The sequence below is a fragment of the Gimesia aquarii genome, assembly GCF_007748175.1.
GTDB lineage: Bacteria > Planctomycetota > Planctomycetia > Planctomycetales > Planctomycetaceae > Gimesia > Gimesia aquarii_A.
In genome coordinates this window covers 2199068-2212219 of record NZ_CP037422.1, presented here as the reverse complement: position 1 = coordinate 2212219, position 13152 = coordinate 2199068, and the positions used below count along the sequence as shown (strand labels likewise).

At 44.4% G+C, this 13152-nt stretch carries 11 protein-coding genes; 7 read left to right on the top strand and 4 right to left on the bottom strand.

Annotated elements, in window-relative coordinates; genetic code table 11:
- Nucleotides 1-32: 32 nt before the first annotated feature.
- Nucleotides 33-473, bottom strand: coding sequence for a hypothetical protein (locus V202x_RS08780; RefSeq protein ID WP_145173148.1), 441 nt, complete (start codon nucleotides 471-473; stop codon nucleotides 33-35).
- 491 nt (nucleotides 474-964) lie between these two features.
- On the opposite strand from V202x_RS08780, the gene V202x_RS08775 reads away from it, so the two are divergent.
- The gene (locus tag V202x_RS08775) at nucleotides 965-2248 is read left to right on the top strand and encodes a nucleoside permease (protein WP_145173145.1); all 1284 of its coding nucleotides are present in this window, start codon (nucleotides 965-967) and stop codon (nucleotides 2246-2248) included.
- A 91-nt stretch (nucleotides 2249-2339) separates the two neighbouring features.
- Here V202x_RS08775 and V202x_RS08770 read toward each other — a convergent pair whose 3' ends face one another.
- On the bottom strand, nucleotides 2340-3761 hold the full coding sequence (locus V202x_RS08770; RefSeq protein WP_145173142.1) for a hypothetical protein: 1422 nt from the start codon (nucleotides 3759-3761) through the stop codon (nucleotides 2340-2342).
- Between the two features lie 554 nt (nucleotides 3762-4315).
- Between V202x_RS08770 and V202x_RS08765 the strand changes: the two genes are divergently transcribed.
- From V202x_RS08765 to V202x_RS08750, 4 genes are all read left to right on the top strand, one after another.
- On the top strand, nucleotides 4316-4981 hold the full coding sequence (locus V202x_RS08765) for an OmpH family outer membrane protein (protein ID WP_232098917.1): 666 nt from the start codon (nucleotides 4316-4318) through the stop codon (nucleotides 4979-4981).
- A 115-nt stretch (nucleotides 4982-5096) separates the two neighbouring features.
- Nucleotides 5097-5978, top strand: coding sequence for a UDP-3-O-acyl-N-acetylglucosamine deacetylase (gene lpxC / locus V202x_RS08760; protein ID WP_145173136.1), 882 nt, complete (start codon nucleotides 5097-5099; stop codon nucleotides 5976-5978).
- A gap of 84 nt (nucleotides 5979-6062) precedes the next feature.
- Nucleotides 6063-6929: an acyl-ACP--UDP-N-acetylglucosamine O-acyltransferase gene (gene lpxA / locus V202x_RS08755; protein ID WP_232098916.1), complete on the top strand. Its 867-nt coding sequence runs from the start codon at nucleotides 6063-6065 to the stop codon at nucleotides 6927-6929.
- Nucleotides 6926-8002, top strand: a complete 1077-nt coding sequence (locus tag V202x_RS08750; protein ID WP_145173129.1) for a Gfo/Idh/MocA family protein — start codon at nucleotides 6926-6928, stop codon at nucleotides 8000-8002. Before lpxA ends, V202x_RS08750 begins: the two co-directional genes overlap by 4 nt.
- Before the next feature lie 51 nt (nucleotides 8003-8053).
- On the opposite strand, the gene bcp is transcribed toward V202x_RS08750, so the two are convergent.
- Nucleotides 8054-8539 (bottom strand): thioredoxin-dependent thiol peroxidase, encoded by a 486-nt coding sequence (bcp, locus tag V202x_RS08745; RefSeq protein WP_197993300.1) that lies wholly within the window; start codon nucleotides 8537-8539, stop codon nucleotides 8054-8056.
- Between the two features lie 183 nt (nucleotides 8540-8722).
- The gene (locus tag V202x_RS08740; protein ID WP_145173126.1) at nucleotides 8723-10246 is read right to left on the bottom strand and encodes an endo-1,4-beta-xylanase; all 1524 of its coding nucleotides are present in this window, start codon (nucleotides 10244-10246) and stop codon (nucleotides 8723-8725) included.
- Between the two features lie 256 nt (nucleotides 10247-10502).
- Here V202x_RS08740 and V202x_RS08735 point away from each other — a divergent pair, with 256 nt between their 5' ends.
- Together V202x_RS08735 and V202x_RS08730 are read left to right on the top strand one after the other, a co-directional pair.
- A complete protein-coding gene (locus tag V202x_RS08735; RefSeq protein WP_145173123.1) occupies nucleotides 10503-11393 on the top strand; it encodes a phosphoribosylaminoimidazolesuccinocarboxamide synthase in 891 nt (296 codons plus the stop codon).
- A 218-nt stretch (nucleotides 11394-11611) separates the two neighbouring features.
- A complete protein-coding gene (locus tag V202x_RS08730; protein WP_145173120.1) occupies nucleotides 11612-13078 on the top strand; it encodes a serine/threonine protein kinase in 1467 nt (488 codons plus the stop codon).
- The last annotated feature ends 74 nt before the right edge of the window (nucleotides 13079-13152 follow it).

Sequence of the window (13152 nt, the reverse complement as noted above, 5' to 3'; positions counted from 1 at the left end):
ATTGTTTTAGATGAATTACGACTTAATGGCAATTAAGCGTTCTGACTCTTTTTTTTCTGTTTTGCCTTCTTCTTATTTTCGTTCTTCTTTTTTTGTTCCAACTTCTTTCGCAACTCTTTCGCTTTAGGAGGGGCCTTGCGTTTTTTGATTGTGGACTGTTTCTCAGAAGATTTTTCTGTGTTCTGCATGCTTTCAATTTGGCCACACAAGTCCGCACGAGAAATTTCAACATCTTGCTGCCGGTAAGAAGAAGATGCTGTCCAGGCACGGCAGCTTTGATGGCCTTCTACATGATAACTTTGATCCAGACTGCGGATCGCATGGCTGAACTCCAGCAGTTCATCATTAATGGCTGTTGAGGCGGTACTTAAGCCAACGGTGGCTCCAAGGACTCCAACGGTGCCTAACATGACTAACTCGGCTGATACGACCAAACCGAGTTCTTCATTCCAGAATTTGTTTAATAGATGCATGATTAAGATCTCTCAGAAAGCGGTGACAATTTTAGTTTGAGCGTAAGGTGAGAGTGAGTTCCGCCTGTTCCGATTGTATCGATTATTCGGATTAAACTGATTCTATCGATTATTTTAGAAATGTAAATATAGATAAAATAAGAAAATTGAGATGCTTTTGTTTTTTGAGAGTTTGGTGTTGCAAGGTGTTTAATAGTAATTGTTTATGTCATATTTGATTTATAAGGTGTCTAATGAGTTAAGATGCTTGAATTACATGCTCCAGTCTCTTCTGAAGACCTGATTAGAGTTAGGAGATCGGGCAATGGCAGCGTAGTAACCTGAGAAAACCGGCAAACAGACAATGGCAATGGCAGACCATTCAAAAGAAATTACTGGGAGTGAATCCCTTTATCCTTGCCTGAATTGGGGTTTCTGGACATGATCGTATCGATCAATGATCCAGTAACCTTAGAATTTAGCAACAGAATCAGGAGAAGGGTTAGCCCAGTATGTCATCACAGCAATCACCTTTAGCCATTGGTATTCGACTTTCAATTATGATGTTCCTTGAGTTCTTTGTCTGGGGAGCATGGTACGTAACCGTTGGAAACTATATGGATGCCAACGGGATGGGAAACGCAATTTACTGGGCATATACCGTTGGTCCGATTGCCGCGATTATTTCCCCATTCATATTAGGTATGATTGCAGATCGTTTTTTTGCATCAGAAAGGGTCCTTGCAGTACTGATGATTTTAGGCGGGGCTGCACTTTACTATGCCCCTAATGTTGTTGGAGAGAACGGGGCGGGAAGCGGCACTTTCATTCTTCTACTTTTGTTACACATGTTATGCTATATGCCAACTTTGGGGCTAACAAATTCCATCGCGTTTTCTCATTTGAAGAATCAGGAAGTCTGGTTTCCTTTGGTGCGTGTTTTTGGAACATTAGGATGGATTGTAGCGAACATTATTGTCAGTAAAGTCCTGGGAGCAGATAAGACAGCGACTCCATTGCTTGTTGCAGGCGGGGCTGGCGTTATTATGGGAATTTACAGCTTGACATTACCTCATACACCGCCAGCCGCTAAGGGAAAAAAGATCACAGTTCGCGACATTTTAGGGTTAGACTCACTGGCGCTTCTGAAGGATCGTTCGTTTCTAGTATTTATAGTGAGTTCATTATTAATCTGTATCCCGTTGGCTGCATATTATGCCTATGCACCTGTTTTCGTTGCTGATGCGGGGATCGCAAATCCTGCATTCAAAATGTCTTTTGGTCAGATGTCCGAAGTTCTATTCATGGTCCTGATGCCACTCTTTTTCAAATCTCTCGGTGTGAAACGGATGCTGTTATTTGGCATGTTCGCCTGGGTTGTTCGATATGCTTTGTTTGCTGCAGGTGCTTCTGACGGTGTTGCCTGGATGATTATAGCCGGGATTCTGCTACACGGAATTTGTTACGACTTTTTCTTTGTCACAGGGCAAATATATGTTGATCAGAAAGCAGGCCCCGATATTCGTGCACAAGCACAAGGATTTTTAGTATTGGCGACACAAGGGGTGGGTATGCTTGTCGGCGCACTAATCAGTGGTAATTTAATCAATGCAATTGTCACAGGCGAAGGGGCAGCAAAACTAGAGACTTGGAAAGATTTCTGGATCTATCCGACAGTCGCAGCCTTTGTAATTATGGTCGTCTTTATGATTCTGTTTAAGGACGATCCTAAGGGAGCTCAAGATGTCAGCGAAGAGGATGTGGCGAAAGCCGCCAGCACTGAAGAAATGGTCTGATTCTCTTTTGTTCTGATGAAGTTTAAAAAGCACCTTGTTCATTATTGAACAAGGTGCTTTTTGTGTTAACTGAGGGAACCGTGATTTTCGATTATCGTCCGGGTCTGATAACAGGAGCTGCCTGCAGTCGCACTTGTGTCATCGATTCTACAAGAATGAAGTCACCCCGCAAATCCGAGCGGAACCAGCGTTTGCCAGTGACTCCCATCGGACGCCCCTGGACGGCGTCCAGATTGATCTGGGGGGAAATCGGTTGTAAATATGCGAGGAACTGTCCACTTGGGGTTACCAGGGCATGTGTGGGCATTCCATTTCGACCGTTGTTGACACGTCTTACGATACCAGCCCCTGAAAACCGGGGTTTTTGAACGGGTGGTTTTGGTGAGGGCGGAGTTGTATTTTGTTGTGGAGGTACAGGTGCTGGTGCGCTGGGCTGCGGAAGTGGTGTGCCGGATAAGGTTGGCTCACTCGCTGGCTCAGGAGTGGGAGGAATCAAAGAATCCGAACCTGAAGCAGTATTGGGATCAGGATAACGGCTGGTCTTATTTTGATCGGGAGCCATTGAAACCAGTTCTGCATCACGTTTGCTGGTTTCTTCAGCAAGCTTGAGAAAATCTTCATATTCAGCCTGCACTTTACGATAGCGTTCGACTGCATCCAGTCGTAAATCAATTTTACTGGCGACGGCAGGATGTGTGATTTCTTGTTGTAATGTCTTGTAGTCTTTTTCCAGCGCATCCAGATCCCAGGCAGTTGGTTCTGCCTCAATCATAGCGCGAAACTGAATGTCAATGGTTTTAATCGCTTGTTTGGCAGCGGCAATCTGATCTTCTTTAGGTAGACTGCGTCGTGCTGAGCCATCTGTAGGAGTTTTAATCATCTCCTGTTTAGGAGAAGATGAGCCATTCTGAGTGACATTTTGACTAAAAGGGTCATTCTGGGTACCTGCGATTGGTGAATCTACAGGGCCAGGAGCACCTTTACTGGGTTGATATTGGTTTGCAGGAACCAACAAGTGACCTTCCATCCATCGCCATTCGCCAACAGGTGGATTGATCTGAAGCATCAACACTCGGCCAAATTCTGTTTGAATATTTTTGCTACCCAGAATTGTGACTTCATCATTTTTTGAGAGACGAATCTGTTCCACATCGCGCGATTCATTAAAAGCACTTCCTACACGCACAACAACCCCGTTTTCAGTGACGCGACCTCGGCGGGGGCCAATTTTTTCAACATATTCAGCTCGAATCCAACTGAAACTCCCCTGAGGGGGTGTGATCATGAACCAGCCACCTGGGTCATGCCTGTGGACGGTAACGCGGCTCCCTCTTTTGAGTTTTAGTGTTGGGTAATAACGGCGACCATTGCCACTTCTTACCAATGCTTCATCGGCGTTAATTGTTGCTTCGTAAGGAAATTTGCGTTTTTTCGCATACGTTTCGTCAGCGAGGCATAATAATACCCCTGTTATTAATAAAGGTGTCAGGATCCAGCGGTCTAACGGACACATGGAATAAGCCTCCGTGCTGACTTTTAAACAGCCCATTTGAAAAATTTTAATGATGTGGTTGAGAGTGATTGAGTAAATCGAATTGCTTTTGAATCACGTTTGGAAATGGATTCAAGTGTGAGATAGGTAGAGTTTGAGATATTGAAAGAGGAGCGATTGATAACGCAATTTTGATAGTATGGCAAGACCAAAAAATGGATAGATCGTAAAAAACCCCTTTTATCATCAGCAGAATATGCCGGAAACTCACTCAAATCAATTTTTATGTAAGATTATAAATGGTGTTGTACAAAATGAATGAGAAAGCAGACTTTTTCGTATTGACGTAAAATCCAAACTATGCAAAATTATCGTCCTCCTACGTATGGTTAGCTTGGTTCTATGACAGGACAACGGCTGTACCTTACAAGATTAATACACCATTTCCCAGAGATTGATAACGAAATTGATATCCAAAGGCTGAGTTCAAGATCGTCATCCAATCAAGAAAATATTTTAGTTCGTTTGATTACCACTACGGAGAGTGGTCCATTCTGCAAAGGAGTGCTTCGGTCGTGAAAAAGTTATTAGTATCAGTTTCGGTGATTGCCATTATCGCTTGTTTAGCCTGTTTCACTGAAACAGCGTCTGCACAAGGCAATACAGGCAATTCAAAAACAGTCGAGCACAAAGTTGGCCTGATTGATATGGCTCATGTGTTCAAGCATTATGAAAAATTTACCGCATTACGTGAAGAATTAAAAACAGAGATTCAGCAAAGTGATGCCAAAGCAAAAGCCATGGCCGAGCAAATTCAGGCTGTGCAAAAAGAAATGCAAGATTTCAAACAAGGAAGCCCTGAATACTTAGCACGCGAGAAGCAATTGGCACAGGCTGCTTCTGACTTTGAAGCGTTTCGCAAAGTTGCTCAACGTGACTTCCTGCGTAAAGAATCTCGTATCTATCACACCATTTATATGGAAGTGACAGACACAGTCAAGAAGTACGCCAAAATCTATAATTATACTTTGATCATGCGGTTTAATCGGGAAAATCTCGATACTGATGATCCAAAGAAATTGATTCAAGGCATGAATCGTCAGGTTGTTTTTCATCGTGCAGATGATGATATTACGCTCTCTGTTTTGGACTACCTCAACCGAAGTTACAAGCCCAAATCATCAGGTTCAGGGACACCGACTCGTTCAACAAGTCGACCAAAGACAAGTACAAATCGCTAAGCGATTCGTATCTGACCACTCCCATTGGATGTAGCGCAGGAGTCAGTCCTGCCTGCATCCTTTTTGCGATTTTTTCTTGGCGACAGGTTCATTTGCGCCATCGAAGGAGTAGGCAATGCAGACTCGGAATCAGAGAACGCTAGCCAGATCAATAGAATGTAGTGGCGTCGGAATTTTTACCAATGCTGATGTAAAAATTCGTTTTTGTCCGGCCCCGGAAAATCATGGTATTCAATTTATTCGAACCGACCTGGTGGATTCAAAGCCAATTCCGGCATTGATCCAAAATGCAGTATTCAAACAGAGGCGAACGGCAATTGAATATCAAGGGGCATCGGTCGAGATGATCGAACATGTCATGGCTGCATTGGCGGGATTACGTATTGATAACTGCCGTATTGAAATTAATGCTCCCGAGGCACCCTGCTTTGACGGTTCTTCACAGGAACTTTCAATTGAACTCCTGGAAGCAGGTATAGTCGAACAACCTTTTAAACGAGATTTAATTTGCATCGGGCAACCTGTCTCGGTTGAAGATGATACAGGAAGTTTTATCCAGGCGAAGCCGTTAAATCGTTCAGTGTTGGCCATTGGTTACTATTTGAATTATGGCGAAGATTCGCCCATCCCTCCCCAGTGCCTGACTCTGGAAATCAATCCGGAAACCTGGATGAAACAGTTGGCATTCTCGCGGACTTTTGTGTTGGAAGACGAAGTCGAAACGATGCGAAGTCTGGGGTATGGATTACGCCTTTCAGCGGGAGATTTGCTGGTACTGGGAGAACAGGGTGTCGTTGATAATGAATTAAGAACATTAGATGAATGTGTTCGCCACAAAATATTAGATTGTCTGGGTGATTTTGCTTTGATTGGTTGTGACTTGTATGGTTATTTCTGTGCGAATCAGTCGGGACATGCTCTGAATCGCGAGTTGATCAAAAAAATAAAATCGACTCATCAAATAATTTCATCGGAAGCAGCATGGAAGATTGCCTGAAGTTACAAATACTAGTTGAATTTTGGCACTATTTCATTCACATTCAGGCAGCTCATTGACTATAAATTTTTTAGGATGTCAGACATGTCGACAAATATTTCAAATCTCTCCTACGTCGATCCTAAAGCAGAAATAGGTGAAGATGTTTCGATCGGGCCGTTTTGCCACGTTGGCCCTAATGTGAGAATTGGAAAGGGATCTGTTTTAGATAGCCATGTTTCCATTACAGGCCATACAAACATTGGTGAGAGAAATCGTTTTTTTCCAACCTCAGTGATTGGTGCAGAACCACAGGATGCAGGATATTCCGGGGCACCAACCAGACTTGAGATCGGCGATGATAATCTTTTTCGGGAAGGTTGCACCGTTCATCGAGGTGCAGAGAAAGAAGACCACTGTACGCGGATTGGAAACCGAAATACGTTTCTCTGTAACTCCCATGTGGCTCATAATTGTCATATTTTTGATAATGTGACTCTGGTGAACGGAGTCCTGATTGGCGGTCATGTACATGTGCATGACCGGGCGATTATATCGGGAAATACGGTCGTGCATCAGTTTTGTACGATCGGAACGCTCGCCTTTATTACAGGGGCAGCACGAGCGACGATCGATGTGCCACCATATATGATCTGCACCGGTTCGGATGAATTCCGAGTCCGTACAGTCAACATGGTGGGTATGCAGCGCGCGGGTATTTCAGAAAGTTCTGTTGCCGCAGTTCGCAAAGCTCATCGATTGATTTATCGAAAAAACAAAAAGCTGGATGAGGTACGAGAAATTTTCAGTCAGGAATTAGAAGGAGTGATTCCGTTCACATTGAATGCATTATTTGAACATCTTGAAAGCATTAAGGGTAGTAAGGCCGGTCGAGGTCGTGAAGAAGCAGCTCGGAACGCCAAATTTACACCTGATGAGAACGATCAGAATTCAACACGGAGAGCAGCATGAGCTTATTAAAAGTCGCCGTAGTCGGAGTAGGAGCATTAGGTCGCCATCACGCCAGAATTTTGGCTGGAATTGAGGGCGTGAGTCTAATTGCTGTCGCAGACACAAACCCGGATCAGGGGCAGGCGATTGCCGAGCAGAATGGTTGTCGATGGGTTTCAGATTATCGCGAATTATTTGAGGAAGCTGAGGCCGTTTCACTGGCAGTTCCCACACAGGCTCATTTGGCTGTGGCAAGTGAGTTTTTATCTCGGGAGATTCCCGTTCTTGTGGAAAAACCAATCGCATGCAATCTGCAGGAAGCTGAAGAATTGGTGCGGATTGCCGAGGCTCATGATACACTACTTCAAATTGGCCATGTAGAACGGTTTAATCCAGCAACACAGGCTGCATTTGAACGTTGTTCAAATCCACGTTTTATTCGTAGCGAGCGTGTCAGCCCTTATACGTTTCGGTCAACGGATATTGGTGTGATTCATGATTTACTGATTCACGACATTGATCTGGTACTTTCTGTGGTAAATTCTCAAGTTCGAAATGTCGAAGCCTTTGGTGTTTCTGTAATGGGCGAAAACGAAGATGCGGTTCAGGCTCGCTTGCGTTTCCAGAATGGTTGCATCGCAGATTTGACTGCGAGCAGAATCTGTCCTTCCGCTAAACGGACAATGCAAATTTGGGGTACCTCTGGTTGTGTTAATGTTGATTTTACCAGTCGGGAAGTGACCTCATATCAACCTTCGGAAACGCTTTTGTACGGAACGCCGCCCCTTGAACGCGCGCGAAAAACAGGGGCAAATCTCGAAGCTTTGAAACAGGATGTGTTTGGCACTTTTCTGAAGGTGGATTCCCCAAAAGTTTCATCGGCAGACGCATTAACTGCAGAATTGACTAGTTTTGTGGACGCCATTCGGTCCAACTCAGAACCTTTAGTAGGCGGTGCACAGGCAATCGAGGCGATGCAGGTTGCGGAACAGGTGTTAGAAGCTGTCAACCGCCATGAGTGGGAGGGAAGTCAACAGGGGGCCATTGGTCCGTTTATCCAGTTTCCTGCAGAGGAGCGCCGCATGGCTGGTTAAACCAACCATGCGAGATGTTCGCCTTTTTTCCAGACATGAAGAGAGATGCGTTTAATCTAACTCCTTGAGAGCTTCTGCGACTTCAGCAACGTGTCCCTTGACTTTCACTTTGGGCCAAACAGCGGCGATCTTGCCTTCCTTATTAATTAAGAACGTGGAACGCTGGATTCCCATGTATTTTTTGCCGTAATTCATTTTTTCAACCCAGACACCGTACTTCTCAGCAATTTCATGATTTTCGTCTGCTAAAAGAATAAATGGCAACTCAAATTTTGTCGCAAATTTTTCATGCGAAGCAACTGAGTCCGGGCTGACTCCCAGAATGACAGTATCATTTCGTTCGAATGTGGAAGACTGATCTCGGAAATCGCAGGACTCGGTAGTACATCCGGGTGTATTGTCTTTGGGGTAAAAGTAAAGTAGTACATTCTTTTCGCCTTTGTACTGGCTTAAACGAACTTTTCCTTCAGGGTAAGCAGGAAGATTAAAAGCAGGGGCTCGCTTGCCAACTTCTGGCACATTGCTTTCAGTAACCATTGGGGGATCCTTCAAGAAGAGGAGAATAACGAAACAGAAAATTCCGTTATTATTTACAGAATTAAAATGTCCTAAAACAGATGTGAATTTGTGAAATCAAATTCGCATCTGCTAGCATGATAACAAGTAGGTCGAGAATTTTCGACTGAGAGCAGAATCGCTTATTTGCGAAAAAGTATGAATTCAGGATCGCCAATATTGTTTGTGATATTTGCTAATCGTTTGCAAAGCTGGCTTGGCTTGTCCCTCGCTGTTGATGAGGCCAGAGTGTGGGAATCGTCGGGCATCTTGATCTCTAAATCGGGACCAATACACACCCGTAACCGCAGGTTTAGCCAGGAGCAAAGGCAGGTATAAGTCAATCCATTCTGCTTGTGCTGCTTCTGACCAGTCTGTTTTCCATTGATTTGTCTGTACGGTTGACATGCCAGGATGGGCTTCTTCCTCAACTGTGTCACTACTGGGAAAAGCGAGAGTAATATGTAAAGGCAGATTTAGTACGCTCCATTTATCAATCAGCTTGGAAATATCCAGTAAATCATGATGGTGAGAGCCATTGGGATGGTAGCCAATACTAAGTTCCAGATCGATTCCAGAAAGACCGACACCCAGCCGATCAATGGCATCCACAAACTGCATCGGTGATAACTGATGTTGCCCTTTCGAGAGATAGTCTCCCCAGGGTTGTTCTACTCTGATGAAGCACTGAATCGAATCATCGGTTTTTTTGGCAACTTCAATAGCCCGCGCGGTCAACGTCAGGCGGGTTTCTTCGTTTAATCCAAAGACTCCTCCCGTATTCATGGAAGAAACCATTGTCCAGATTCGAATGCTTCCGGAATATCGAGTGATGGCAGTTTCGATGAAATGTGAAATAATGCTCTGGAAGTTAACCATGTCCAGCTTCCAGGATTCAAGCCAATCTGGTAAACCATGCGGGGCAAAATCCAGCAAACATCCTCCGCGAATGAGTAGATGATTTTTTTCGCACCAGTCGACCTGTTGATCACATAATTCCCAGTTCTGATCTCCCTCAATCGGCTCGATGAGTTTCCAGTTAATCAAATCGGTATTGGCGGCATCAAATGCCTGACAGATCAGCTGACTTTCTTGTTTGTTGGGGATAAACTCACCTAGATTACAGCCAAGTGAAACAGGGAGTTTCATTGCCTGAGAGCGCTGGTGGAGAATGGCCAATCGCTGTCGCGCATAAAGTTGAGTTAGCATTTCAGCTGCAGCGTGCGCTTTCTGTAATGCGACACTTGCCAGTTTTGAACATTCTTCTAAATGATCCTGGGCTACAGCTGCCTGCGCGAAGGCAGAGAATGCTTCATTATGTAAAGTCCAGAGCGCATCGGGTATATTCAAGCCAGCAACTTGCCATGCACTGAGCTGGTCTTTTAATGTAGAGATTTTACCGCGGGCTAATTCCAGCAGCAGCACATATGGTTCTTCCCGCTCTGGTAGTGAAGCGGTTCTAATCACGGGTCGTCCAAAGTTGTTAATCTGCCAGACGATGTTGAGTTTGCAGCTTTGTGATGTTTGACGGCGAAAGGTCAGAAGATTTCCATCCACTTCAACCCGCGTGGGAAACACCCTTCCGTCAACAGCGTTCAGATACGCGCGATGAAGATCAGACCAGTCTTCAGGTACTTGAGAAGGTGCAATTAAAAAACGCAAGTTGCCCATAAAACGGGTCGCAATCATTATCTGATTTTTCAAGGGTGATGTTAACTTCTGGCCACATAGTTCATTATCACGTTTGAGGGGCTGCAGGCAAGTGTAGACTCGTATGTATGTACATTGAACCTGAAGGGGAGATTAAGTACTCAGGAAACTGACGATCACTCATTTTATACGGGATTTAAGGGTTATGATTTATCATCAATTGTTTAGCATGCTTGTTCTCGCTACACTTCCTGTGTGTAAATTCATTGGATTTTAATCATGGTGGGTAGGGTTTATGGCATCAACTGCTCTTATTGAAAGTTCACTTTCAGGCATTCCCGTCAAGCGGGGAAAAGTACGTGACGTATACGATTTCGAGGATCGACTCTTATTTGTGGCGACTGATCGAATCAGTGCGTTTGACTGGGTGTTGTGTCCTGGAATCCCAGATAAAGGGAGGGTGTTAACTCAAATCAGTCGTTTCTGGTTTGAACGTTTTGCGGAGATTCCCAATCATTTAATAAGCATGAATCCTGCTGATTTACCGCTCCCAGATAATGCCGATCTGGAGGTTCTCAAGGGACGATGTATGGTAGTGAAAAAAACAGAAGTAGTTCCTTTTGAGTGTGTTGTTCGCGGTTATCTATCTGGTTCCGGATGGAAGGATTATCTCGAGACGGGAGCTGTCTGTGGTCTTGAGCTTCCTCAAGGGCTATCACAGAGTGCTCGGCTTCCAGAGCCATTGTTTACACCAGCCACAAAAGCGGAAACAGGCCATGATGAGAATGTTTCATTCGAGACGATGTGCGCGGGGGTTGGACAGGAGTTGGCGGAACAGTTACGAGATCTCAGCATTCAGATTTATCAACAAGGTTCAGAGTACGCATGTGAACAGGGAATTATTCTGGCCGATACAAAGTTTGAATTTGGTTTATTGAATGGGGAACTCATTTTGATTGATGAAGTTTTAACACCGGACAGTTCACGTTTCTGGCCAGCTGAGCTTTACCAACCCGGAGGACCTCAGCCTTCTCTAGACAAACAGTTTGTACGCGATTGGCTAGAGTCTACTACATGGGATAAAAACAGTCCGCCTCCTGAACTTCCTGAAGAAATCGTGTCGAAAACACGTGACAAATACTTTGACGCTTTTCGGCTGCTGACAGGGAATGAATGTACCTGGTAACCAATTCGGTTTCTTGCGCTGTTTCGCAGGAAATTATAGCTATTCACACTTTTTCTGTTTATACTGGGCGATGCAGGTCTGGTTGGAAGGGGCAGCATATTACTATTTTCTTTGCGTGATTTCTTCACATCATTTTCCTGTACGATTCAGAGATCGCTTTAGTAATTCTTTATCTTTCTTCATAGTTTTTCTCTGTGAGTTTTTAGGAGAATGGATCGATGTCTTCATCAGAAACTTCACCTCAAAAAGGAGCGGCCTCCTCAAACAAGATCACTCATTTGGGTGAATTCAGACTAAAACGCAAGCTGGGAGCCGGAGGCATGGGTGATGTCTATCTGGCGGAACAAGAGAGCCTGGATCGAAAAGTAGCGATCAAAACGCTGAAGAAAAAAATTGCCAACGATCCAAAATTTGTGGAACGTTTTTATCGTGAAGCCAAAGCGATGGCAAAGCTGGATCATCCTAACGTAGTCCGCTGTTATGCCGTGGGGGAAGACCACGGATTCCACTATGTGGCCATTGAGTATATTGACGGCAAGAGTATGCAGGATTGGATGAATCAGCTAAAGCGGCTTTCAGTAGGCGATGCGACGCTCATTATTCTTGCCTGTTTGGATGCACTATCACACGCTCATGAATCAAAGCTGATTCACCGTGATATTAAACCAGATAATATTTTGGTAACGAGTAAAGGAGTAGTGAAAGTTGCCGATCTGGGGTTAGCCAAAGCCGTAGACGAAGATAACTCGATGACGCAAAGTGGCACGGGATTGGGAACGCCCCTTTACATGCCTCCCGAGCAGGCACGAAATGCCAAACATGTTGATCATCGGACTGATATTTATGCCTTGGGGGGGACTTTTTATAACTTTCTAACAGGCAAATTTCCCTTTAGTGGTGATACGGCGCTGGAACTCATCATGAATAAGGAGTCAGGAAAATTTGAATCCGTACGCAAGCTCAATCCGGAAGTTCCCGAAAAACTTGACTTACTGATCGAAAAGATGATGGCTAAAAATCCAGATCACCGGTTTAAGAGTTGTTCCGAGATTATGGCTTTACTGGAAGAGATGCAACTCGAATCTCCAGCGCTTAGTTTCATCAGTTCTGCAGAGAGATCCAATGTCTCGCGTGGTCGTAGTAAAGGCAAAAACGCGACATCATCTAGTCCACCTCCTCAACGTAGTACTGGACATGAAATTTCCTCCGCCAAAGATGCCGAGCGATCTACGAGGAAAAATAAAGACGTAGTTGAGAAGCGTGTCTGGTTCATTCAGCACGAAAATGCTGCTGGAAAGACTATGGTCAGTAAAATGACCGTAGCACAGATTAAACAGGGAGTGAGAGCAGGAGTCATCAATACAGGAGCCAAGGTCAAACGCACGGCAGAAGGAAAGTTCATTTCACTGGCACAGTGTCCCGAGTTTGATTCTGTGATGCAGGTACGCACGATTAAAGATAAAGCAGACGCGCGTGCGATGAATATGGAAGATAAAATTAAAGAAATCAGCCGTGATTATGATCACAGAAATCGACGGCGATTTTTCAAGAATCTGGCTGAAGGGACCTGGGGCTGGATCACTCTGATCATTTATTTGGGAGTGATAGCCGGAATTTGTTACCTCGGATATCTGTTTATTCCGGAATTATGGCGTTGGATCGCCGTAAAATTGAATTTATCCTGAAAATTTATCAATTTTTAGATTCCATAGACGTAAATAGTTTATGGTATTATATATTTCTCACATTCCGTCAGTCT

Excerpts from the sequence above, each read along its gene's own strand:
- V202x_RS08780 (WP_145173148.1), bottom strand. The coding sequence starts at position 473 with ATGCATCTATTAAACAAATTCTGGAATGAAGAACTCGGTTTGGTCGTA.
- V202x_RS08775 (WP_145173145.1), top strand. The coding sequence starts at position 965 with ATGTCATCACAGCAATCACCTTTAGCCATTGGTATTCGACTTTCAATT.
- V202x_RS08770 (WP_145173142.1), bottom strand. The coding sequence starts at position 3,761 with ATGTGTCCGTTAGACCGCTGGATCCTGACACCTTTATTAATAACAGGG.
- lpxC (WP_145173136.1), top strand. The coding sequence starts at position 5,097 with ATGCAGACTCGGAATCAGAGAACGCTAGCCAGATCAATAGAATGTAGT.
- lpxA (WP_232098916.1), top strand. The coding sequence starts at position 6,063 with ATGTCGACAAATATTTCAAATCTCTCCTACGTCGATCCTAAAGCAGAA.
- V202x_RS08750 (WP_145173129.1), top strand. The coding sequence starts at position 6,926 with ATGAGCTTATTAAAAGTCGCCGTAGTCGGAGTAGGAGCATTAGGTCGC.
- bcp (WP_197993300.1), bottom strand. The coding sequence starts at position 8,539 with ATGGTTACTGAAAGCAATGTGCCAGAAGTTGGCAAGCGAGCCCCTGCT.
- V202x_RS08740 (WP_145173126.1), bottom strand. The coding sequence starts at position 10,246 with ATGATTGCGACCCGTTTTATGGGCAACTTGCGTTTTTTAATTGCACCT.
- V202x_RS08735 (WP_145173123.1), top strand. The coding sequence starts at position 10,503 with ATGGCATCAACTGCTCTTATTGAAAGTTCACTTTCAGGCATTCCCGTC.
- V202x_RS08730 (WP_145173120.1), top strand. The coding sequence starts at position 11,612 with ATGTCTTCATCAGAAACTTCACCTCAAAAAGGAGCGGCCTCCTCAAAC.